The organism is Streptomyces sp. NPDC104831, assembly GCF_055583025.1.
This window is the reverse complement of the sequence record NZ_JBVJOT010000004.1, coordinates 204,064-224,007: the sequence shown is the minus strand read 5'-3', so window position 1 is coordinate 224,007 and position 19,944 is coordinate 204,064. Positions and strand designations below refer to the sequence as shown.

20 protein-coding genes are annotated in these 19,944 nt (G+C 74.2%); 13 read left to right on the top strand and 7 right to left on the bottom strand.

Annotated features, from left to right (window positions below):
* Window positions 1-346 precede the first annotated feature (346 nt).
* Together ACZ63H_RS04860 and ACZ63H_RS04855 are read left to right on the top strand one after the other, a co-directional pair.
* Entirely contained in the window at window positions 347-1,864 is a 1,518-nt protein-coding gene (locus tag ACZ63H_RS04860) for a glutamate-cysteine ligase family protein (protein ID WP_469862200.1), read from the top strand.
* A gap of 102 nt (window positions 1,865-1,966) precedes the next feature.
* Window positions 1,967-2,767, top strand: a complete 801-nt coding sequence (locus ACZ63H_RS04855) for a CPBP family intramembrane glutamic endopeptidase (protein ID WP_469862198.1) — start codon at window positions 1,967-1,969, stop codon at window positions 2,765-2,767.
* Window positions 2,768-2,786: 19 nt separating this feature from the next.
* Here the strand turns inward: ACZ63H_RS04855 and ACZ63H_RS04850 are convergent, their stop codons facing one another.
* The 3 genes from ACZ63H_RS04850 to ACZ63H_RS04840 all read right to left on the bottom strand — a co-directional run bounded on the left by ACZ63H_RS04850 (window position 2,787) and on the right by ACZ63H_RS04840 (window position 5,576).
* Window positions 2,787-3,599 (bottom strand): PhzF family phenazine biosynthesis protein, encoded by an 813-nt coding sequence (locus tag ACZ63H_RS04850; RefSeq protein WP_469862196.1) that lies wholly within the window; start codon window positions 3,597-3,599, stop codon window positions 2,787-2,789.
* Window positions 3,600-3,943: 344 nt separating this feature from the next.
* Window positions 3,944-4,753 (bottom strand): phosphotransferase, encoded by an 810-nt coding sequence (locus tag ACZ63H_RS04845; RefSeq protein ID WP_469862194.1) that lies wholly within the window; start codon window positions 4,751-4,753, stop codon window positions 3,944-3,946.
* Between the two features lie 142 nt (window positions 4,754-4,895).
* On the bottom strand, window positions 4,896-5,576 hold the full coding sequence (locus tag ACZ63H_RS04840) for a class I SAM-dependent methyltransferase (protein WP_469862192.1): 681 nt from the start codon (window positions 5,574-5,576) through the stop codon (window positions 4,896-4,898).
* A gap of 187 nt (window positions 5,577-5,763) precedes the next feature.
* Here ACZ63H_RS04840 and ACZ63H_RS04835 point away from each other — a divergent pair, with 187 nt between their 5' ends.
* From ACZ63H_RS04835 to ACZ63H_RS04820, 4 genes are all read left to right on the top strand, one after another.
* Complete coding sequence (locus tag ACZ63H_RS04835; protein WP_469862190.1) at window positions 5,764-6,390, top strand: PadR family transcriptional regulator; 627 nt, start codon at window positions 5,764-5,766, stop codon at window positions 6,388-6,390.
* A 263-nt stretch (window positions 6,391-6,653) separates the two neighbouring features.
* On the top strand, window positions 6,654-7,274 hold the full coding sequence (locus ACZ63H_RS04830) for a Clp protease N-terminal domain-containing protein (protein WP_469862188.1): 621 nt from the start codon (window positions 6,654-6,656) through the stop codon (window positions 7,272-7,274).
* Window positions 7,275-7,320: 46 nt separating this feature from the next.
* On the top strand, window positions 7,321-8,325 hold the full coding sequence (locus ACZ63H_RS04825) for an EamA family transporter (RefSeq protein WP_469862186.1): 1,005 nt from the start codon (window positions 7,321-7,323) through the stop codon (window positions 8,323-8,325).
* Between the two features lie 189 nt (window positions 8,326-8,514).
* Window positions 8,515-9,462, top strand: a complete 948-nt coding sequence (locus tag ACZ63H_RS04820; protein ID WP_469862185.1) for an EamA family transporter — start codon at window positions 8,515-8,517, stop codon at window positions 9,460-9,462.
* Window positions 9,463-9,605: 143 nt separating this feature from the next.
* On the opposite strand, the gene ACZ63H_RS04815 is transcribed toward ACZ63H_RS04820, so the two are convergent.
* On the bottom strand, window positions 9,606-10,286 hold the full coding sequence (locus ACZ63H_RS04815) for a pyridoxamine 5'-phosphate oxidase family protein (RefSeq protein ID WP_469862183.1): 681 nt from the start codon (window positions 10,284-10,286) through the stop codon (window positions 9,606-9,608).
* A 47-nt stretch (window positions 10,287-10,333) separates the two neighbouring features.
* On the opposite strand from ACZ63H_RS04815, the gene ACZ63H_RS04810 reads away from it, so the two are divergent.
* Window positions 10,334-11,665 carry an aminotransferase class I/II-fold pyridoxal phosphate-dependent enzyme gene (locus ACZ63H_RS04810; protein WP_469862181.1) on the top strand — a complete coding sequence of 444 codons (1,332 nt, stop codon included), beginning with the start codon at window positions 10,334-10,336 and terminating at the stop codon, window positions 11,663-11,665.
* Between the two features lie 70 nt (window positions 11,666-11,735).
* On the opposite strand, the gene ACZ63H_RS04805 is transcribed toward ACZ63H_RS04810, so the two are convergent.
* Window positions 11,736-12,689: a DMT family transporter gene (locus ACZ63H_RS04805; RefSeq protein ID WP_469862179.1), complete on the bottom strand. Its 954-nt coding sequence runs from the start codon at window positions 12,687-12,689 to the stop codon at window positions 11,736-11,738.
* Window positions 12,690-12,763: 74 nt separating this feature from the next.
* On the opposite strand from ACZ63H_RS04805, the gene ACZ63H_RS04800 reads away from it, so the two are divergent.
* Complete coding sequence (locus ACZ63H_RS04800; protein ID WP_469862177.1) at window positions 12,764-13,666, top strand: LysR family transcriptional regulator; 903 nt, start codon at window positions 12,764-12,766, stop codon at window positions 13,664-13,666.
* Window positions 13,667-13,669: 3 nt separating this feature from the next.
* Here ACZ63H_RS04800 and ACZ63H_RS04795 read toward each other — a convergent pair whose 3' ends face one another.
* A complete protein-coding gene (locus tag ACZ63H_RS04795; protein WP_469862176.1) occupies window positions 13,670-14,140 on the bottom strand; it encodes a pyridoxamine 5'-phosphate oxidase family protein in 471 nt (156 codons plus the stop codon).
* A gap of 505 nt (window positions 14,141-14,645) precedes the next feature.
* Window positions 14,646-15,095, bottom strand: a complete 450-nt coding sequence (locus ACZ63H_RS04790) for a Rieske (2Fe-2S) protein (RefSeq protein ID WP_469862174.1) — start codon at window positions 15,093-15,095, stop codon at window positions 14,646-14,648.
* A 154-nt stretch (window positions 15,096-15,249) separates the two neighbouring features.
* On the opposite strand from ACZ63H_RS04790, the gene ACZ63H_RS04785 reads away from it, so the two are divergent.
* From ACZ63H_RS04785 to ACZ63H_RS04765, 5 genes are all read left to right on the top strand, one after another.
* The gene (locus ACZ63H_RS04785) at window positions 15,250-16,026 is read left to right on the top strand and encodes a HipA family kinase (protein WP_469862172.1); all 777 of its coding nucleotides are present in this window, start codon (window positions 15,250-15,252) and stop codon (window positions 16,024-16,026) included.
* On the top strand, window positions 16,023-16,472 hold the full coding sequence (locus ACZ63H_RS04780) for a DUF3037 domain-containing protein (RefSeq protein ID WP_469862171.1): 450 nt from the start codon (window positions 16,023-16,025) through the stop codon (window positions 16,470-16,472). Before ACZ63H_RS04785 ends, ACZ63H_RS04780 begins: the two co-directional genes overlap by 4 nt.
* A gap of 147 nt (window positions 16,473-16,619) precedes the next feature.
* Window positions 16,620-17,381, top strand: coding sequence for a 3-oxoacyl-ACP reductase FabG (gene fabG / locus ACZ63H_RS04775; protein WP_469862170.1), 762 nt, complete (start codon window positions 16,620-16,622; stop codon window positions 17,379-17,381).
* Window positions 17,382-17,403: 22 nt separating this feature from the next.
* Window positions 17,404-18,162: an SDR family oxidoreductase gene (locus ACZ63H_RS04770; RefSeq protein ID WP_469862168.1), complete on the top strand. Its 759-nt coding sequence runs from the start codon at window positions 17,404-17,406 to the stop codon at window positions 18,160-18,162.
* A 188-nt stretch (window positions 18,163-18,350) separates the two neighbouring features.
* Entirely contained in the window at window positions 18,351-19,928 is a 1,578-nt protein-coding gene (locus tag ACZ63H_RS04765) for an ABC transporter substrate-binding protein (protein ID WP_469862166.1), read from the top strand.
* Window positions 19,929-19,944 lie beyond the last annotated feature (16 nt).

Genomic DNA, 19,944 nt, shown 5'->3' with positions numbered 1-19,944 from the left:
CGATGTTTCGGCTATCCGCTTCCGGTTCCCGGGACAAGGCCGAATTAAGTCGTCGATTTGCCGAACTCCTCCCGATTCCTGGTCCGGACCGCCGCCGCTGACCTCGCGTTACGCTTCGGTAGTGGACGGCCGAATGTCGTCGGCGTTTTTCACGAGGTGTTCGGGGCACCCGAGGGAGCAACCTGCGGCATGCCTAGTGAATGTGCCGCCGGGAACATACCGACAGAGTAATGGGCGGCGGGCCGGAGCGGGACGTTATCGATCGCTTCGGCTGGGCATCATCCCACCTGACCCGGGAGCCCAGCGGCCGGAGCGCCGGCCCGCCCATCCGAGGAGGGACACTTCGATGGGGGAGAAGGTCGTGGCGGGGCAGTTCGACCTGTCCGATCGCCAGCGCTACCGCGAAAAGCTCCAGAAGTGTCTGACGGGGCTGGAGCGGTTGTTGCGGGAGAAGCGATTCGATCGCCCGAAGAATCTCATGGGAGTCGAGATCGAATTGAATCTCGCCGGTAACGACGGCATGCCGAAAATGTTGAACGAGCAGGTGCTGGAACGTATCGCCAGCCGTGATTTCCAAACAGAACTCGCCATGTTCAACCTGGAAGTGAACATAGCGCCCCACCGGCTGGGCGGCCGGGTTTTCGACCAGCTCGCCGAAGAGCTGCGCACCTCGCTCGCCTACGCCGACCGCAAGGCCGGGGAGGTGGACGCGGGCATCGTGATGATCGGCATCCTGCCCACCCTCGGCAGGGACGACCTGGTCTCGTCCAACCTCTCCGAGGCGGACCGCTACACCCTCCTCAACGACCAGATCGTCGCCGCGCGCGGCGAGGACTTCCGGCTCGACATCGACGGCGTGGAGCACCTCGTCTGCACGTCCAAGTCGATCGTGCCCGAGGCCGCCTGCACCTCCGTCCAGCTGCACCTCCAGGTCACCCCGGACCGGTTCGCGGACGTGTGGAACGCGGCCCAGGTGGCGAGCGCCGCGCAGATCGCCGTGGGCGCCAACTCGCCGTTCCTCTTCGGGCACGAGCTCTGGCGCGAGTCCCGGCCCCCGCTGTTCCTGCAGTCCACCGACACCCGCCCGCCCGAGCTCCAGGCTCAGGGCGTACGGCCGCGCACCTGGTTCGGCGAGCGGTGGATCTCCTCCGCCTACGACCTGTTCGAGGAGAACCTGCGGTACTTCCCGGCGCTGCTGCCGATCTGCGACGACGAGGAACCGCTGGAGGTCATCGAGGCCGGCGGGGCGCCCCGGCTCGCCGAACTGGTGCTGCACAACGGCACCGTCTACCGCTGGAACCGGCCGGTGTACGACGTCTCGGACGGCCTTCCGCACCTGCGCGTGGAGAACCGGGTGCTGCCCGCCGGGCCGACCATCACCGACGTCATCGCCAACGCGGCCTTCTACTACGGTCTCGTCCGCGCGCTCGCCGAGGAACCCCGGCCGGTGTGGACACGACTGCCGTTCGCCGCGGCCGAGGCGAACTTCGACGCGGCGTGCCGGTACGGCATCGACGCGCGCTTCACGTGGCCCCGGCGGGGACGCTACGGCGGCACGGGCGAGGTCGACGCGGTCACGCTGGTCCGTGACGAGCTGCTGCCGCTGGCCTCGGCCGGGCTGGACGCGTGGGGCGTGGAGGCCGCCGACCGGGACCTCTACCTGGGCGTCATCGAGGAGCGCTGCCGGCGCCGGGTCAACGGGGCGTCCTGGCAGGCGGCCACCTTCCACCGGGCACTGGAACAGGGCCTGTCCCGGGAGGCGGCCCTGGCGGCCACGACGCGCCGGTACGCCGAGCTGATGCACGGGGGAGAGCCGGTGCACACCTGGCCGGTGGGCCTGCCGGAGCCGGTACCGCTCGGCTGAGGTCCGGCGCGGGGCGGGGCGGGGTGCGGGCTTCCCGCGCGCTTCTGCGATCCTTGCCGGGCGAAGGCGGGCCAGGGGCCCACGAGCCGGCTGGAGGCGGGAGTGCGGGTGGAGGCTGACGTGGTGGCCGGTTCCCCGGAGGGGGCGGGCGTTCCGCGGCGGACGCTGCGGGACGAGACGCTGCTCGTGCTGGCGCTCTCCCTCGGGGCGAGCGGAGTGTCCGCGCTGATCAGTTTCATCGGCTCGGTCACCAAGCCCGGCGGCCTCAAGGACCAGGCGGCCACCCTCAACGCCTCCGCCGCCCCGGGCCGCCCCTGGCTGGACCTGGCCTGGCAGCTCTTCGGCATCGCCACCGCGCTGGTCCCCGTGGCCCTCGTCGCCCACCTGCTGCTGCGCGAGGGCACCAGCCTGCGCGTCCTCGGCTTCGACCGCACCCGCCCCTGGTCCGACCTGGGCCGGGGCGCCGGGGTCGCGGCCGTGATCGGCAGCACCGGCATCGCCTTCTACCTGGCCGCCCGCGGCCTCGGCTTCAACCTCACCGTCGTCCCCGAGGCCCTGCCGGACGTGTGGTGGAAGTACCCGGTGCTGGTCCTGTCGGCGGTGCAGAACGCGGTCCTCGAAGAGGTCGTCGTCGTCGGCTACCTGCTGCGCAGGCTGGACCGGCTGGGCTGGTCCCCGGGCGCCGCCCTGCTGGCCGGCTCGGTGCTGCGCGGGTCGTACCACCTCTACCAGGGCATCGGCGGCTTCCTCGGCAACCTGGTCATGGGCGTGGTGTTCGTCTGGCTGTACCGCCGCTGGGGACGCGTCGGCCCGCTGGTCGTCGCGCACTCCCTGCTCGACATCGGGGCGTTCGTCGGCTACGCCCTCCTCGCGGGCAAGGTGGGCTGGCTGCCGACGGCCTGACCGGGCGGCCGCCGGCCGCTCAGGCGCGCAGTTCGCCCTCGATGACCGTCACCGCCCGGCCCGTGAGCAGCGTCCGCGCCCCGCGCAGGCCGGTACGGACCAGGCCCGTGCGGCGGGATGCCTGGAGACCGGTGAGGTCGTCGCGGCCCAGCCGGGGGGACCAGTACGGGGCGAGCGCGGTGTGCGCGCTGCCGGTCACCGGGTCCTCGTCGATACCGACGTTCGGGAAGAAGCCGCGGGAGACGTAGTCGTAGCCCCGGGAGGGATCAGCGGCGCGGGCCGTGGCGATGATGCCGCGCCAGGAGTAGGCGCCGAGCGCCCTGTGGTCGGGGGAGAGCCCGAGGACGGTCTTCTCGTCGGCCAGCTCCAGCAGCAGGTCGCCGGTGTTCGGACCGGTGTCGAAGGAGGCGAGCGGCTGCGCCCCGAGCGCCTCGGCGACCCCGTCCGGCAGCTCGGCCGGGGTGAGCGGGGCGGTCGGGAAGTCCAGGGTGATCGAACCGTCCGCGGCGGACGTGGCGATCAGCACGCCGCTGCGGGTGGCGAACCGCACCGGTCCCTCGTGGGTGCCGGTGGTGTGCAGGACGTGGGCCGTGGCGAGGGTGGCGTGCCCGCACAGGGCGACCTCGGTGACGGGCGTGAACCAGCGCAGCGCCCAGTCCGCCTCACCACCCTCGGGCAGCGGGTGGGCGAACGCCGTCTCCGCGTGGTTCACCTCCATGGCGACGTTCTGGAGCCAGTCGTCGTCGGGGAAGACGTCGTCCAGGAGCAGGACTCCGGCCGGGTTGCCGGTGAACGGGCGGTCGGTGAAGGCGTCCACGATTCGAATGCGCATGGCACCGACGCTAGCGGCCGCGGGGCCGGCCGGACCAAGGCCAATTCGCGGGCGCCGGACTGATTTCCCCAGGGTCCCGCGCCCGACCGCGCCCCGAGGGGGGGAGGCGCCGCGAGGCCGGGCCGGCACCGGCGGGACGCCGCGTCGAGCAGGGCCCGGACGGCGCCCGGTTCGTGCACGGCGCGGGGGGTCCACCCGTACACGCGCCCATGAGCGGCCAGGCGGCGGGGCCTCCTCCTGAAGTGACGCGGCACGGAGCCGAGGGCGTCAGGGACGTACCCCGGCCGAGGTCCCGGTCCGCGGCGCCGGGGGTCCGCGGCGGGGCCGCCTCCGCCGCCCTGTCGTCACCGGGGCCGGTCGAGCAGGGCAGCCGTGAAGGTCTCGCGGTGGTCCACCAGCCAGGTCTGCACGCGGTCCCAGCGTTCCCATCCACCGCTTCGGGCCAGCGCCCGGAGATAGACGGGGTCGGCGTCGGCCACGCGGCGGGCGACGAAGGCCCGGCAGACCTCCGTGGCCTGCTCGACGACGCCGGGCAACTCGGTGCGGTCCTCCGCCGAGAGACCGTAGCCGTCGGCGAGGGTGCGCAGCCGTGCGGCCGCGTCCAGCCCGTGGGGGTGGCGGGCGGCCGCGGACCCGGGGTCGAGCATGGGCACCCAGTAGCGGGCGGTCATGGCGACGTCCCAGAGGGCACGGCCCGGGGCCGCCAGGTCGAAATCGATCAGGGCCGCGGCACGGCCGTCGCGGAAGACGACGTTCTCCGGGCACACATCGTTGTGGCACACCATCGTTCCCCCCTCCGGGTCGGCGAGGTCCCGGGGCCACTCGGCACGCGTGTCGACGGCGACGGCCGCGCCGGCCTCGTGCAGACGCCGCAGCAGGCCCCCCACCGACGCGAGGGCGGAACGCGTCATCGCCCAGTCGGGGAACGGGGGCAGGGGCACGTCTCCGGGCATGAAGGTCAGCCGCTCACGGCCCTCCGCGGTGAGACCGGCGGGGGCCGGTGCCGCGTCGAAGCCGTGCTCCCTCAGCGCGCGGAGATGGGCATGCAGGGCGCGCGCGTTGCGCGGCGCCGGTCGCTCCACCAACCCTCCCCGGCGGAAGACCGCCCCCACGTTCGTCATCCCGCCGACCAGCGCCTCGTCTCCGACCGTCATGAGGATCACGCTATCGGCAGACCGGCTCTTCCGGGCCGCACACCGCGTCCACCGCCCTCACGAACGGACCGGCGTGGTTCCCGCGGCCCCTGGCGTGTGCCGGATGCCATGCCGATGGTCGGGCTGCCGCGAGCGGAGGGGCTCAGCGCAGGCGTCGCGCACGCAGCACGACGTCGTCGGTGTGGTGCGCGCCGGCGCCGCCGTCGGGTGCCACGCGCGGTCGCTGCTCGTCCACCTCCACCTTCCAGTCGTCGGTGAGCCGGGCGGCGATCATCGAGGGCCAGACGTAGTCGGCCGGGTCGAAGCCGCTGTCGTGCGTGTGCCGGGTGTCCATCCCCGCGTGGTGCACGACCAGCAGCACGCCGCCGGGCGCGACGGCCGCGAGCAGCGCGCGCTCGGCCGCCGCGTCGGGGGTGCGCGGCAGGGCCGGGTACTGAGCGGAGACCAGGTCGAAGGAGGCCGGCGGGAGCGCCGCTCGCGTCAGCTCGGCGTGCACCCAGCGAACGGTGACGCCCGCGTCCCGCGCGTGCCCGGCCGCCCGCTCCAGCGCCACGCCCGAGACCTCGAGCGCGGTCACGTCCCAGCCGCCGCGCGCGAGCCAGACGGCGTCCGCGCCCTCGCCGCAGCCGACGTCCAGCACCCGGCCGGGCGTGAGCCCGGCGACCCCGTCCACGAGCGCACCGTTGGGCCGGCCGCTCCACAGCTGGTGCCGGTCGGCGTACCGGCTGTCCCACTCCGCCCGCACCGCGGGGTCTCCGACGTATCCGTCGCCGGGCAGGGAAGTGTCGAACGCGGGCGGTCCCGCGGTGATGTCGTCGCTCACGGGGCCCAACGTCACCCATCCCGGCCCGGTCACGCCACTCCTGTTGCCGCTCCGGCAAAACGGCGCCCGAGCGCCCGCGCATCCGCTCCGGACGTTGTCAGGCGATCGATTCCGATATATCGTTGAAGCATCGCGAACGATACGCGATGCATACGTGAGTGATCGGTGACGGGATGGAGTGATCGCGATGCGTACCCATGGATTCGAGCACGGGCACCGGCACGGCGGGCCCGGTCGGCGGGGGAGGGGCGGGTTCGACGGGCGGCGGGCCGCCTTCGGGCCGTTCGGGCCGGGCGGGCCGGGATTCGGTCCCGGGGGGCCGGGGTTCGGGCCCGGACCCTGGGGGCCGCGAGGGCGGGGCGGTCCGCGGGGTCGGGCGCGGCGCGGTGATGTGCGCGCCTCGATCCTGGCCCTGCTCAAGGACCGCCCCATGCACGGCTACGAGATGATCCAGGAGATCGCCGAACGCAGCGGCGGCGCCTGGAAGCCCAGCCCCGGCTCGGTCTACCCCACCCTCCAGCTGCTGGAGGACGAGGGCCTGATCGCCAGCGAGAGCGAGGGCGGCAAGAAGCTGTTCGCGCTCACGGAGAGCGGGCGTACCGCCGCCGAGGAGGGTCCGGACGCCCCCTGGGAGGAGGCCTCGCGCGGGGTCGACTGGGAGGCCCTGGGCGAGATCCGCCAGGCCGGCTTCGGTCTGATGGAGGCCTTCGGGCAGGTCTGGAAGACCGGCAGCAAGGAACAGCGCGAGAAGGCGCTCGCCGTCGTCAACGACGCCCGCAGGAAGCTGTATCTGATCCTCGCCGACGAGCACTGAGGCCGGGGAGGAGGGCGCGGTGGCTCCGCCCGGCGGCCGCGCCCCGCGCCCCGTACGGAGGCCGGTGGGCCGGACCCGCACCTTCCCTCGCGCGGGAGGGACCGTCCGCGTGCGGCAAGGCGGCGCGCGTGCTCTTGCGTCACTTCGGCCGGATCTCCTCCGCAGGGATGAGATCCGGGTCGGCGATGTCCACTCCGCGTGGGACGCGAAGATGGTTCCCCTCGGCGATGTCCCGTCCCGTTGCGGCTGATGAGGTAGGGGATGTGCAACCCCGTACAGCCCCTCGGACCGCCGTCGACCCGGCGGCCCGGCACCACGACGGCGCTGCCGGGCTCGGTGCCGAGCTGGCGGCGGTGATCGCCGGTGCCCGCCGCAGGGCCGTCCGGGACCGGGACCGGCAGACCGACACCGCCCATCTGCTCCACGCCCTGCTGGAACACGACCCCGAGGTCCGCGCCGCCGTGGGCGAACCGCGGCGCCTGGCCCGGCTCCTCGGCTACCTCGTGCAGCGCAGCATCGGCTACGGCCTGCGCTGGCAGGCCGGCGTGGAGGACTCCGGCGCGATCCCCCTCGCCACCGCCCCGGCCGGCCGCCCCGAGCGGCCGGCCGGGCACGCCGTGGGCAGGGACGCCGACCGCTGGTCGCCCGCCGCTGCCGCCGCGCTCGCCGACGCCCGCACCCGCGCCCGGCGCCGGGGCGCGCCCCGCGTCGGCGGCACCGACCTGCTCGCCGCGCTCGCCGCCGACCCCCGGTCCCGGGCCGTGGAGGTCCTCGAACGCGCCGGCATCGCGGCACCCGAACTCGTCGCGCGGATCGAGTCCGCCGAGGCACGCGCCGACGACGGCCGGCCGGAGTGCCGGCGCGCGGAACCGTCCATCAGCTGAGACAGGTGTCAACAGGGGTGACGCTCCTGTCGGCTCCTGTCATCATGTGCCGGTGCATACGTCTGTGACCAGTCAGGACACTCCCGGCAAGGGCGCCGGGCTCGGCCTCGCACTCGCCTCCGCCCTGGCCTTCGGCGGGTCCGGCGTGGCCGCGAAGCCGCTGATCGAGGCGGGCCTCGACCCGCTGCACGTGGTGTGGCTGCGGGTGGCGGGCGCCGCCCTGGTGATGCTGCCGCTCGCCGTACGGCACCGCGCCCTGCCGCGCCGCCGGCCCGCGCTGCTCGCCGGGTTCGGCCTGCTCGCCGTCGCCGGCGTCCAGGCCTGCTACTTCGCCGCGCTCTCCCGGATCCCGGTCGGCGTCGCCCTGCTCATCGAGTACCTGGCCCCCGCCCTGGTGCTGGGCTGGGTGCGGTTCGTGCAGCGGCGGCCCGTCACCCGGGCCGCCGCGCTCGGCGTGGTCCTCGCGGCCGGCGGCCTCGCCTGCGTGGTGGAGGTGTGGTCCGGACTCGGCTTCGACGCGCTGGGCCTGCTGCTCGCCCTCGGCGCTGCCTGCTGCCAGGTCGGCTACTTCGTCCTCGCCGACCAGGGCGGCGACGAGGGCGAGACCGCGCCGGATCCGCTCGGCGTCATCGCCTACGGCCTGCTCGTCGGCGCCGCCGTACTGACCGTGGTGGCCCGCCCCTGGCGCATGGACTGGTCGGTGCTGGGCGGCTCCGCCGACCTGAACGGCACCGCCGTGCCGGCCCTCGCCCTGCTCGCCTGGATCGTGCTCGTCGCCACCGTGATCGCCTACGTCACCGGAGTGCTCTCCGTGCGCCGGCTGTCGCCGCAGGTCGCCGGTGTCGTCGCCTGCCTGGAGGCGGTCATCGCGACCGTACTGGCCTGGGTGCTGCTCGGCGAGCACCTCTCCGCGCCGCAGGTCGCCGGCGGGGCGATCGTCCTGGTCGGCGCGTTCATCGCCCAGTCCGCCGCACCCGGCGAGGGCACCCCGCGGCCGGCCGCCGCCGACGGCGCGGAAAGGGAGTTGTCCGCCCGGGGCACCGCCGCCTAGAGTCCGGAACATGCCGCAGACACTCGTCCTTCCGCCCCCGGCCGCCTGAGGCGGGCCCCCGGGACACCCGCTCGGCGCATCCGCGCCGGGCCGGACGGTGCTGCCCGCAGATGAAGTCAGCGCGCCCCGCCGAGACGGGACGCCTTCGACCTTCCGCGCCTCCACGCGCGCTTCTGCGGAGAGATTCTGTTGTCGAACACTTCCTCCGGCCTGCCCGTCGGGCGTGGCCTGCTCTACCTGATCGTCACCGGTGCCGCCTGGGGCACCGCGGGCGCCGCCGGCTCGCTCGTCTACCGGACCAGCGACCTGGGCCCCTTCGCCCTCTCCTTCTGGCGCTGTGCGCTCGGGCTCGCCCTCCTGTCGGCCGGCCGCCTGCTGCGCCCGCGCGCCCGCCGCGCGGCCCCGGCCCGGCCGTCGCGCCACGCGATCACGAGGGTCCTGGCCACCGGGGTCGCCCTCGCCGTGTTCCAGACCGCCTACTTCGCGGCGGTGGCGTCGACCGGGCTGGCCGTCGCCACCGTCGTGACGCTCGGCGCGGGCCCCGTGCTGATAGCGCTCGGGGCCCGGCCGCTGCTCGGCGAGCGGCTCGGCGCGGGTGGCGCCCTGGCCGTCGCCGGCGCGCTCGCCGGGCTGGCCGTGCTCGCCCTCGGCGGCTCGGCCGCGACCGTCCGTCCGGCCGGGGTGCTGCTCGCCGTGGTCTCGGCGGCGGGCTACGGCGCCATGACCCTGCTCACCCGCTGGTGGGGGAGGGGCGGCGGTGGCGACACCGCCGGCACCACGGTGGGCGCCTTCGCCGTGACCAGCCTGTGCCTGCTGCCGTTCGCCGCCCAGGAGGGGCTGCTCCCGCACACCGCCCATCCCGCCCGGCTGCTGTGCCTGCTGCTCTACATCGCCGCCGTGCCCACGGCGCTGGCGTACGCGTTCTACTTCGCGGGGGCCGCGGTCGTCCGGTCCGCCACGGTCTCCGTGATCATGCTGCTGGAGCCGGTGACCGCGGCCGTGCTCGCCGTCCTGCTGCTCGGCGAGCGGCTCACGGCGGCCACGGCGGCCGGCACGTTGCTGATGCTCGGCGCCGTCGGGGGCCTGGCCGTGAGCGAGGCCAGGGAAGCCGCCCGTCCGGAGCCGGCCTCGGCGTGACGGGCCGCCGGCGCGGCGACGGCGGTACGACCCGGTGCCGGCCGCCGTCGCCGCACCGCTCCCGCGGCGCGGCAGGCCGCCGGTGCCGAGCCGTCGGCCCCGGCGAACCCGCCACTGCCGCGCCCCGGCTCCCGTGGGTGCCCTTACCGCGCCGCCAGATAGTCCGGCAGGCCGATGCCGGGGGCCAGGTCGCCGTTGGGGACGGGGGCCTCGTAGCCCTTGCGGAGCGGGACGACGCCGGCCCAGTGCGGCAGGGAGAGGTCCTCGGGTTCGTCGTTGGCGTCGCCGGTGCGGACCTTGGCCGAGACCTCCTCCAGGTCCAGGCGGATCACCGCGGTGGCGGCCAGCTCCTTCTTGTTCGCGGGCCGGGAGTCGGCGGCCCGGCCCGGTACGACGTGGTCGACCAGCGCGTCCAGGGCCAGCCGCCGCTCCTCGGGGTCGGTGACCTCGTGCGCCGTGCCGTGCACCACGACCGAGCGGTAGTTGACGGAGTGGTGGAAGGCGGAGCGGGCCAGCACCAGCCCGTCGACGTGCGTGACCGTCAGGCACACCGGCAGGCCCGGGTCGGCCTGGCCGGTCATCCGCAGCGGCCGGGAGCCGGTCGAGCCGTGGACGTAGAGCCGCTCGCCGACCCGGCCGTACAGCGTGGGCAGCACCACCGGGGCGCCGTCGCGGACGAAGCCGAGGTGGCACACGTACCCCTCGTCCAGGATCGCGTGCACCAGTTCCTTGTCGTACGACGCGCGCTCCGCGGAGCGCGTCGGCACGGTCCGGCCGGTCGGCGAGTAGGCGGCGGCGCGGGTTTCCCCGGTGGTGCCCTGCATGGTCCCCTCCATGGCGATCTCTATTGCACTAGTGCATAATAGGCTTTGTGCTAGGAGAGTATCGGATCGAAGGGCGCGGCGCAGCCGAGATCGCGGCCAGCGTCGAACAGGCGGTCGGGTCGGGCGGGCTGGAGCCGGGGCAACTCCTGCCGCCCATGCGGGAGTTGGCGGCCCGCCTGGGGGTGAATCCCAATACGGTCGCCGCCGCGTACCGCATCCTGCGCGAACGCGGGGTGATCGAGACGGCCGGCCGCCGGGGCAGCCGGGTCCGCCCCAAGCCGGCCACCACCGGCCGGGAGGAACTGCGCGTCGAGGCGCCCCCCGGCGGCCGGGACCTGTCCACGGGCAACCCCGATCCGGTCCTGCTGCCCCGCCTGGCCCCGGCCCTCGCCGCGGCGGCCGAGCGGGGCGACCTGCGGCCCGTCCGCTACGGCGACGACCCCGTGGACCCGGACCTCGCCCGCCTCGCCCGCGCCGAACTCGACGCCGACGGCGTCCCCCCGGGTCCGCTGACCGTGACCTCCGGCTCCCTCGACGCCATCGAACGCGTCCTCACCACGCACCTCAGGCCCGGAGACACGGTCGCCGTCGAGGACCCCGGCTGGGGCAGCCTCCTCGACCTCGTCCCCGCGCTCGGCCTGCACACGGCGCCGGTCGGCGTGGACGACGACGGGCCGCGCCCGCAGGACCTGCGCCGCGCCCTGGAGTCCGGAGCCCGCGCGCTGATCGTCACCGACCGGGCGCAGAACCCGACCGGCGCCTCGGTGACCGCCCCGCGGGCGCGTGCCCTGCGCGCGGTGCTGGGCGAGCACCCGGGCACCCTGCTCATCGAGGACGACCACGGCCACGGCATCGTCGACCTGCCGCTGCACCCCCTCGCGGGCGTCACCCGCCACTGGGCCTTCGTCCGCTCCGCCGCCAAGGCCTACGGCCCCGACCTGCGCCTCGCCGTCCTCGCCGGGGACGCCGTCACCGTCGACCGGCTCCGCGGCCGCCAGCGCCTGGGCCCCGGCTGGGTGAGCCTGCTGCTGCAACGGGCCGTGGCCCACCTGTGGGCGCACGGCGCGATCGACCGGGCGGCGGTGGCCCGGTCCTACGGCACCCGGCGGGACGCCCTGGTCGGCGCGCTGGCGGAACGCGGCGTCACCGCCCACGGCCGCAGCGGCATGAACGTCTGGGTGCCGGTCCCCGACGAGACGGGAGCCATCGCCCGCCTGCTCCAGAGCGGCTGGGCGGTGGCCCCGGGCGCCCGCTTCCGCCTGGCCTCCCCGCAGGGCGTGCGCATCACGGTCTCACCGCTCGCCGAGGAGGACGTCACCGCGCTGGCCGACGCGGTGGCGGCGGCGGTACGCCCGTCCCCGGCCCGCGTCTACGGCTGACGGCGACCGGGAAAGGGGCGCGGGAAATCGCGCGGCCGGCCACGGCAGTCTCGCGCAGGCCCCGCTCCCCTCACGCCCTCTTCCCCCGCACCTGGGTCAGTGCCGCACCCGCCAGGACGACGGCCGCCCCGACCGGCGTCGTCCACCGCAGCGACTCCCCGAGGATCGCCACCCCCGCCGCCGTGGCGATGACGGGGATGAAGTACGTGACCATCTGCGCGGTGGTGGGTCCCACCTCGTCGACCAGGCCGTACTGGATCAGCACCGCCAGTCCCGTGCCCAGCGCCCCCAGCGCCGCGACGGCCAGCAGCGGGACCAGTGCGACGTGCTCGGGCACGCTGGTGAACAGGGGCGTCACCACCGCGAGCTGGACCGTGGCCAGCAGCAACTGCCCGCCGGTCATGGACAGGTGCGAGTTGCCCGTGCCGGCCAGCGTCCGCCGGACGTAGATCCACCCCACCGGATAGCTCAGCGACGCCAGCAGCGCCAGCGCCGTGCCCCGGGCGTCCAGCCCGTGGAAGCCCTGCCAGGCGCCGAGCACGGTCAGCACGCCCAGGAAGCCCAGCCCCAGCCCGGCCACGCGCACCCGGCTCGGCCGGTCCTCGGACAGCGCGACCAGGGACAGGGCCATGCCCCACAGCGGGGACGTGGCGTTGCAGATGCCGGCCAGGGTGGAGGGGATCGTCAGCTCGGAGTAGGCGAACAGGGAGAACGGCAGCGCGTTCAGCAGGAACGCGGCGATCGCCATGTGCCCCCACAGCCGGGCCCCGCGCGGCAGCCGCTCCCGCTTTACGGCCATCGCCGCCACCAGCACCGCCGTGCCGAACACCAGCCGGCCCAGGGTGACCTGGAACGGCGCGTACCCGTCGGTTCCCACCTTGATCAGCAGGAAGCTGAATCCCCAGATCAGGGACAGCAGGCCGAAGCGCAGCCGCCAGTCCAGGCGGGCGCGGGCGCCGCCGGGCGCGGGGGACTGGGACCGGGTTCGGGATCGGGTGCGGGAGGATGCGCTGACCGTGCTCATGACCTCAACGATGCGGGAGGCCACCTCGTAGCACAATCGAGATTTCCCACCTGGTATCTCTTAGACTTGCTTACATGTTGAACCTTGAGCGCCTGCGGACCCTGGACGCGCTGGCCCGGCACGGCTCGGTCAGCGCCGCCGCCGACGCGCTGCACGTCACGACGTCCGCGGTCTCCCAGCAGCTGGGCAAGCTGGAGCGGGAGATCGGTCAGCGGCTCCTCGCCAGGAACGGCCGGGGCGTGCGGCTCACGGACGCGGGCCGGCTGCTGTCGGAGCACGCGGCGCGCATCCTGTCCCAGGTCGAGCTGGCCGAGTCCGACCTGGAGGCGCACCGCGGCCAGGTCGTCGGCGAGCTGAGGCTGTCCGCGTTCCCGACCGCCGCGCGGGGCCTGTTCCCGGCCGCGCTGGGCGCGCTGCGCGCCGAGCACCCGGGGCTGCGGGTGCGCTCCAGCGAGCTGGAACCGGAACAGGGCATCGCCGGGGTGGTCCGCGGCGATCTCGACCTCGCGGTGGTCCTGGACTGGTACAACAAGCCGATGCCCGTCCCCGACGGCCTGGTCAAGGCGCCCCTGCTGGACGACCCCGCCGACGTCGCCATGCCCGTCGGGCACCGGCTCGCCGACCGGGACGAGGTGGACCTGACCGAGTTCGCCGAGGACGAGTGGATCACCTGGGGCGAGGGCGAGTTCTGCCACGAGTGGCTGGTGTTCACCCTGCGGTCCAAGGGCGTCGAGCCGATCGTCGGCCACCGCGCCGGTGAGACCCACACGCAGCTCGGCCTGGTGGCCGCCGGGCTGGGGGTGTGCATAGCGCCGCTGCTGGGCCGGCACCCGGTGCCCGAGGGCGTGGTCCTGGTGCCGCTCCGGCAGCGCGTGCGCCGCCATGTGTACGTGGTCTGGCGGGCGGACGCGGACCGCCGGCCCTCGATCCGCGCCGCGGTGGAGGCCCTGCGGACGGCGGCGCGGCGGCTCGGCTGAGCCCTACGCCCCGCCCAGCTTCCGGAAGTCCCAGGACACGATCTTCTCCGGGGTCAGCCGGGCCCACGCGTGCCGGCCGTCGTGGGGCATCTCGTCCAGGCCGAAGTTCTTGCGCGCGAACAGCGTCTCGGCCGTGTCCAGTTCGGCGCACAGCTCGCCCCGGCGCGGCACCTCGCCCACGAACTCCACCCGGCCGGACAGCTCCGCCCCGCGCAGCTCGTCGTACTCCTCCCCGGAGTCGACCACGACGGCCACCCGGGGATCGCGGCGCAGCTGGGCCCAGCGCCGGCTGCGCACCACGGAGTACAGCCACAGCGACGTGCCGTCCCAGGCGAACCACAGCGCGCTGACGTGCGGTGTGCCGTCGGCCGAGACGGTCGCGACCCGGCAGGTGCGCTGGGTGGCGAGGAACTCGTCCAGTTCGGCCGGCGTCATCATGATCCTCCGGCCCCGGCGCTGCTGGGTGACGGACATGCGGTCCCCTCTTCTCCCAGGTCGTGTCAGAGAACTGTCCTGCCGGTACTGATGCCCTGACCTTACGTCAGGAAAAGAAGCCGGTCGGATTCAAGGGGGGGGGGTGCCAGGCCGTCGCGCGAGCGGCTCGGCGGACTCCTCGGTCCCGCCGGCCCGGCGGTCCGGGGCGCGCCGCCGATCGGGGCCGCCGGGGAAGGCTTCGTCGTGCGGCGGCCGGACGGGCCGTCCCCGCCGCACGGCACCGGGGTGCCGGCCGACGTGGCGTCCTCGACGCGGTGCGCGACGCCGTCGACCCCGGCCGCACCGCTGGCCGCACCGCTGGGGTCCGGGCCGACACCGTCGCGGGCGTGCCCGCGGGCCACGCCGCCGCGCCGTTCCCCGGCGACCCTGGCGCCGGCCGCCACGGCCACGACGGGCGCCGGCCGCCACGGTCACGACGACCGACGGGACGCCCGGCCGCCTCGCCGGAGCCCGGACGAGGCGGCCACGGGGACGGTGAGCGGCCTCAGGCCAGGGTGATCTCGTCGCCGGTGACGGTGATCCGCGCGGCGGACAGCCCCCGCGTCGCGGGTCCCTTCCGCACGCTGCCGTCCGCCACGGAGAACTCGCTGCCGTGGCACGGGCACACGATCACGCCGTGGGCCACGCTGCCCACCGCGCAGCCCTGGTGGGGGCACTTCGTGGAGAACGCCCGGTAGGCGCCCGCCGTCGGCTGGGTGACCACGACACCCCGGTCCTCGAGGATCCTGCCGCCGCCCTCGGGGATGTCGGCGGTCCTGGCGAGCGCGGTGCCCCCGCCGTCCGGCGCGGCCCCGGTGGCGGCGGAGCCGGCGTCGGACGAGCCGTCGCCCGAACCGCAGGCGGACAGCGCGGCGGCGAGCCCGGCCGCTCCGGCCGCCGCCACGACGGCACGACGGCCCGGGCCGGCGGTGGGGTGGGGCGAGGTACTGGACATAGGGCGTATCCCTTCGACGGAGAGCGTTGCGCGGTCCGCCCCGGGGTACGGGCGGACGGCCGCCACCGTTCAGCCCGGGCCCGCCGGCGCGGGCGGGCGCCTGCCCGGTCGCGGCCGCCGAAGCCGGGGTCAACCGCTCGGATAGCCTGGCGAAATGCTGCGAACTGTCACCGCGACCCGCTACATCACGCCGCTGCGTGAGGGCGGATCGCTGCCGGGGCTGGTGGAGGGCGACGACCTCCGCACCTATGTCATGAAGTTCACCGGCGCGGGACAGGGGCGCAAGACCCTGGTCGCCGAGGTGGTGTGCGGGGAGCTCGCCCGGCGGCTCGGGTTCCGCATGCCCCCGCTGGTCACCCTGGAACTGGACCCGGTCCTCGGGCTCGGCGAACCCGAGCAGCAGGTGCAGGACCTGCTGCGGGCCAGCGGCGGCACCAACCTCGGCATGGACTTCCTGTCCGGCGCCCTCGGCTACGACCCGCTCGCCTTCCCGGTCAGCCCTGAGGAGGCCGGCCGGATCGTCTGGTTCGACGCGCTGATCAACAACGTCGACCGTTCCTGGCGCAACCCCAACCTCCTGGTGCACCGGGGCGAGCCGTGGCTCATCGACCACGGCGCCACGATGATCTGGCACCACAACTGGCCCGGCGCCAAGGTTTCGGCGGACCGCCCCTACGACGCCTCGGACCACGCCCTCGCCCGCTTCGCCCCGAACGTGCGCGCCGCCGCGGCCGACCTCGCCCCCAAGGTCACCGAGGACCTGCTCGCGGAGGTCACCGCCGAGATCCCGGACGTCTGGCTCGACGGCGAGCCGGGCTTCGACACCCCGGACGACCTGCGCCGGGCCTACGCAGGGCCGCTGCTCGCGCGCGCGGCCGTCATCGCCGAGCGGATCACCGGTCTCGGCACCGGACCGGAGGAGGGCAAGTGAGCGAGCGTCACATCCACATGGCCGGCCACGTCACCGAGCGGCACATCACCCGCGCGGGGCAGGGCGGCGACCGGGACGTGTTCGAGTACGCGCTGCTGCGGGTCGTGCCCCGGCTGGAGCGCGGGGAGTGCGTCAACGCGGGCCTGGTCCTCTACTGCCGTGCCCAGGGCTACCTCGGCGCCCGCACCCACCTGGACGAGGCCCGGCTGCGCGCCCTGGACCCGGCCGCCGACGTGGCCGGGGTGCGCGCCGCGCTCGCCGCGATCGAACGGCACTGCGCGGGCGGCGAGCAGGCCGGACAGGCGGCCGGCGACGACGCGGGGCGCCGCTACCGCTGGCTCGTCGCGCCCCGCTCCACCATCGTCCAGCCCGGCCCCGTGCACACCGGCCTGACCGCCGATCCGGCCGCCGAGACGGAGCGCCTGCTCAACCTCCTGGTGAGGTAATGGATCACACCGGCCGATGTTGCCGTTGACACCGCGTGCCAGGGCTTCTAGCGTCACGGGTGGAGAAGGTACTAAGCGGTCGCTCACCGCATGAGCGGACCCTCTCCGAGGGTCCGGCAGGTTCTCTCGAGGGCGAGGAGAAACAGCATGTCCACCAACGAACAGCGGGTCGCGGTAGTCACCGGCGCGGCGCGCGGCATCGGCGCCGCCACCGCCGTACGGCTGGCCGCGGAGGGCCGCGCGGTCGCCGTGATCGACCTCGACGAGGCCGCCTGCAAGGACACCGTCGAGAAGATCACCGCCGCCGGCGGCAAGGCCGTCGCGGTCGGCGCGGACGTCTCCGACGAGGCGCAGGTCACGGCCGCCGTCGCCCGCGTCGCGGAGGAGCTGGGCGCTCCGACGATCCTGGTCAACAACGCGGGCGTGCTGCGCGACAACCTGCTGTTCAAGATGAGCGTGTCCGACTGGGACACCGTCATGAACGTGCACCTGCGCGGCTCGTTCCTGATGACCAAGGCCGTGCAGCAGCACATGGTCGAGGCCGGCTGGGGCCGGATCGTCAACCTCTCCTCCTCCTCGGCGCTCGGCAACCGCGGCCAGGTCAACTACTCGGCCGCCAAGGCCGGTCTCCAGGGCTTCACCAAGACCCTCGCCATCGAGCTGGGCAAGTTCGGCATCACCGCCAACGCCGTCGCCCCGGGCTTCATCGCCACCGAGATGACCAAGGCCACCGCCGAGCGCGTCAAGATGGACTTCGAGGACTTCAAGAAGGCCGCCGCCACCCAGATCCCGGTGCAGCGCGTGGGCGAGCCCGAGGACATCGCCAACGCCATCGCCTTCTTCACCGGCGAGGCGGCCGGCTTCGTCTCCGGTCAGGTGCTGTACGTCGCCGGCGGACCGCTCAACTAAGGGATTCAGAGGTAGCACGGACATGACTGAACTCCCCGAGCTCTCCGGCAGGGTCGCGATCGTCACCGGCGCCAGCCGCGGCATCGGCTACGGCGTCGCCGAGGCGCTGATCGCCCGCGGTGACCGCGTCTGCGTCACCGGCCGCGGCGAGGACGCCCTGAAGGAGGCCGTCGAGCGGCTCGGCACCGAGCGGGCCATCGGCGTCGCCGGCAAGGCGCACGACCTCGGCCACCAGAGCGAGGTCGTCGAGCGCACCATGGAGGCCTTCGGCCGGGTCGACTTCCTCGTCAACAACGCGGGCACCAACCCCGTGTTCGGCCCGATCGCGGACGTCGACCTCGACGTCGCCCGCAAGGTCTTCGAGACCAACGTGATCTCCGCCCTCGGCTTCGCCCAGAAGACCTGGCACGCCTGGCAGAAGGACAACGGCGGCGCGATCGTCAACATCGCCTCGATCGCGGGCCTGACGGCCTCGCCCTTCATCGGCGCGTACGGCGTGAGCAAGGCCGCGATGATCAACCTGACCCAGCAGCTCGCGCACGAGTTCGCGCCGCGGGTGCGGGTCAACGCGATCGCCCCGGCCGTGGTCAAGACCAAGTTCGCGCAGGCCCTGTACGAGGGCCGCGAGGAGGAGGCCGCGGCCCCCTACCCGCTGGGCCGGCTCGGGGTGCCCTCCGACATCGGCGGCGCCGCCGCGTTCCTCACCTCCGAGCAGTCCGACTGGATCACCGGCCAGACGCTCGTCGTGGACGGCGGCATCTTCCTCAACGCCGGCGTCTGACGCCTCTTCCGGGCGTCCGGTCCCCGGACGGACCGGCGCCCGGAAGCCCCCCTGGCGTCCGCTCGGCGGACTGACAACGTCGTCATCGCCGGATCGATCAAGTGCCCCTGTTCCAGGGGAGGTTCAGGGGACCGGGCGCTGCGGTATGGTCTGCCGACCCTTGGTACGGCGGATCGAGGAGCGTGCGCGTGTTCAACCGGAACCGATGCCTGCGCAAGGCCGCGGCGGTCGTGTCCCTGTCGCTGGTCGCCGGCTGCGGCCTGCTGTCCGACGGCGACCCCGACGACCAGGGGCCGATAGTCGTCGGCACCACCAGCGCCCCGAGCACGCTGGACCCCGCCGGCTCCTGGGACGGCTCCTGGGAGCTGTACCGCAACATCTTCCAGACCCTCCTCGCCTACCCGAACGGCGCCACCACCCCCCAGCCCGACGCCGCCCGGGCCTGCGCCTTCACCGACTCCACCAGCCGCACCTACCACTGCGAGCTGCGCCCCGGCCTGAAGTTCGCCGACGGCGACCCGCTGACCGCCGAGGCCGTCCGGCACTCCATCGACCGCATCCGCACCATCGCCGCCCCCGGCGGTCCCGCCGGGCTGCTCGGCAGCCTGGACCGGGTGGAGACCCACGGCGACCGGGACATCGTCTTCCACCTCGACAAGCCCGACGCCACCTTCCCCTTCGTGCTGGCCACCCCCGCCATGTCCATCGTCGACCCGGACGACTACCCGGCCCACTCCCTGCGCGAGGGCACCGACGTGCACGGCTCCGGCCCGTACCGGCTCCGGTCCTACGAGCAGGGCGAGCAGGCCGTCCTGGTCCGCAACGACCACTACCAGGGCTTCGCCGAGCGGCGGAACGACGCGGTGACCATCCGCTACTTCAAGGACTCCGCCGGCATGGTCGAGGCGCTGCGCGACCGGAACATCGACGTCACCTACCGCGGCCTCGCCGCCGACGACATCGTCGCCCTCCAGGAACACGACGACGAGCACCTGCAACTCGTCGACGGCGCCGGCACCGACATCAGCTACCTGGTGTTCAACCCCGAGGACCGCTGGGCCGGACGGACCGCCGTCCGCAGGGCCGTCGCCCAGCTCGTGGACCGGGGCGCGATCGCGCACAAGGTGTACAAGGACACCGTCGACCCGCTGTACTCGATGGTCCCCAAGGGCCTGACCGGCCACGCCACCGGCTTCTTCGACACCTACGGCGACCCCAGCGTGCCCAAGGCCCGCAAGATCCTCTCCGACGCCGGCATCACCCGGCGCGTCCCGCTCACCCTCTGGTACACCACCGACCGCTACGGCTCCGAGACGGCCCTGATGTTCCGGGAGCTCAAGCGGCAGCTGGACGGCTCCGGCCTGTTCACCGTCACCCTCCGAAGCCGCCCCTGGAACAGCTACGTGACCGGCTTCCAGAACCGCGAGTACCCGGTGTTCGGGCGCGGCTGGTTCCCGGACTTCCCCGACGCGGACAACTTCATCGCCCCGTTCGTCGGCGAGCACAACGCGCTCGGCACGCCCTACCCGGCCAAGGAGATCACCGGCCGGCTGCTGCCCCACGCGCGCGCGGAGGGCGACCGTGCCGAGACCGTCAAGGACATGGAGGCCGCGCAGCAGATCATGGTGGACGACGCCCGGCTGCTCCCGCTGTGGCAGGGGCGGCAGTTCGTGGCGGCCAGCGTCGACATCTCCGGCGGCGAGCAGGCCCTGGACCCGTCGACGGTCATGACGATGTGGGCGCTGCACCGCAAGACCAGCTGGTGAGGCCCCTCACGGCACC

What these genes read in the sequence shown, in the direction of transcription:
- ACZ63H_RS04860 (WP_469862200.1), top strand. Translation starts at nt 347, where the DNA reads ATGGGGGAGAAGGTCGTGGCGGGGCAGTTCGACCTGTCCGATCGCCAG.
- ACZ63H_RS04850 (WP_469862196.1), bottom strand. Translation starts at nt 3,599, where the DNA reads ATGCGCATTCGAATCGTGGACGCCTTCACCGACCGCCCGTTCACCGGC.
- ACZ63H_RS04845 (WP_469862194.1), bottom strand. Translation starts at nt 4,753, where the DNA reads ATGACGGTCGGAGACGAGGCGCTGGTCGGCGGGATGACGAACGTGGGG.
- ACZ63H_RS04835 (WP_469862190.1), top strand. Translation starts at nt 5,764, where the DNA reads ATGCGTACCCATGGATTCGAGCACGGGCACCGGCACGGCGGGCCCGGT.
- ACZ63H_RS04815 (WP_469862183.1), bottom strand. Translation starts at nt 10,286, where the DNA reads ATGCAGGGCACCACCGGGGAAACCCGCGCCGCCGCCTACTCGCCGACC.
- ACZ63H_RS04805 (WP_469862179.1), bottom strand. Translation starts at nt 12,689, where the DNA reads ATGAGCACGGTCAGCGCATCCTCCCGCACCCGATCCCGAACCCGGTCC.
- ACZ63H_RS04800 (WP_469862177.1), top strand. Translation starts at nt 12,764, where the DNA reads ATGTTGAACCTTGAGCGCCTGCGGACCCTGGACGCGCTGGCCCGGCAC.
- ACZ63H_RS04795 (WP_469862176.1), bottom strand. Translation starts at nt 14,140, where the DNA reads ATGTCCGTCACCCAGCAGCGCCGGGGCCGGAGGATCATGATGACGCCG.
- ACZ63H_RS04790 (WP_469862174.1), bottom strand. Translation starts at nt 15,095, where the DNA reads ATGTCCAGTACCTCGCCCCACCCCACCGCCGGCCCGGGCCGTCGTGCC.
- ACZ63H_RS04785 (WP_469862172.1), top strand. Translation starts at nt 15,250, where the DNA reads ATGCTGCGAACTGTCACCGCGACCCGCTACATCACGCCGCTGCGTGAG.
- fabG (WP_469862170.1), top strand. Translation starts at nt 16,620, where the DNA reads ATGTCCACCAACGAACAGCGGGTCGCGGTAGTCACCGGCGCGGCGCGC.
- ACZ63H_RS04770 (WP_469862168.1), top strand. Translation starts at nt 17,404, where the DNA reads ATGACTGAACTCCCCGAGCTCTCCGGCAGGGTCGCGATCGTCACCGGC.